Here is a 1,232-nt window from a genome sequence, read left to right on the forward strand (position 1 = left end):
CTCATAGCCCGCATCGCTGAGCGCGAAGGAGGCGTGCACACAGGAGTAGTCGAACTCGATGCCCTGCCCGATCCGGTTCGGCCCGGAACCCAGGATGATCACGGCCGGCTTCTCACGCCGCGCGACCTCCGACTCCTCGTCGTAGGCCGAGTAGAAGTACGGCGTCCTCGCCGCGAACTCCGCCGCACACGTGTCGACCGTCTTGTAGACCGGGCGGATGCCGAGCGCGTGCCGGACCTCGCGGACCACGTCCTCGCGCAGCCCCCGGATCTCGGCGACCTGCTGGTCGGAGAACCCGTGCCGCTTGGCGTCGGCGAGCAGCTCGGCGGTCAGCTCGGGGGCCCCGGCCAGCTCGTCCGCGATCTCTCGCCGACGAACGTGAACTGGCTGCCCTTCTTCTCCAGCGAGCGCAGCGCCTTCTGGAACGCCTCGGGGAAGTTCCGGCCGATCGCCATGGCCTCACCCACCGACTTCATCGTGGTCGTCAGCGTGGAGTCCGCCTGCGGGAACTTCTCGAACGCGAACCGCGGCGCCTTGACCACCACGTAGTCCAGCGTGGGCTCGAAGGAGGCCGGGGTCTCCCGCGTGATGTCGTTCGGAATCTCGTCCAGGGTGTAACCCACGGCCAGCTTCGCCGCGATCTTCGCGATCGGGAAACCCGTCGCCTTGGACGCGAGCGCCGAGGACCGCGACACACGCGGGTTCATCTCGATGACGATCACACGACCGTCCTCGGGGTTCACCGCGAACTGGATGTTGCAGTCGGGGAGAGCGTGAGGCCCTGACCGGCGATGCGGCGCAGCTCCTCCTCGTCGTGTGCGAAGCCCGAGCCGGCGCCGCCCATGGTGAACGACGGACGGACCACCACCGGATAACCGCCCAGCGTCTCCACACCCTTCAGGACGTCGTCCATGGAGTGGCAGATCACCGAACGCGCGGACTCACCGTGCCCGATCCTCCTGCGGACAGCCTCCACGACCTCCTTGAACAGGTCGCGGTCCTCGCCCTTGCGGATCGCCTCCGGCCGCGCACCGATCAGTTCCACGCCGTACTGGGCGAGAACCCCGCCGTCATGCAAAGCGATCGCGGTGTTCAGGGCCGTCTGGCCGCCCAGCGTGGGCAGCAGCGTGTCCGGGCGCTCCTTGGCGATGATCTTCTCGACGAACTCGGGCGTGATCGGCTCGACGTAGGTGGCGTCGGCGATCTCCGGGTCCGTCATGATCGTCGCCGGG

1 pseudogene is annotated in these 1,232 nt (G+C 68.1%); it reads right to left on the reverse strand.

What is annotated here, in order from left to right:
• A pseudogene (locus tag IO33_RS45355) lies at positions 1–1,232 on the reverse strand (carbamoyl phosphate synthase preATP-grasp domain-containing protein); the annotation flags it as partial.

Origin of the sequence: Streptomyces durhamensis (assembly GCF_000725475.1) — a bacterium.
Classification (GTDB): domain Bacteria; phylum Actinomycetota; class Actinomycetes; order Streptomycetales; family Streptomycetaceae; genus Streptomyces; species Streptomyces filipinensis.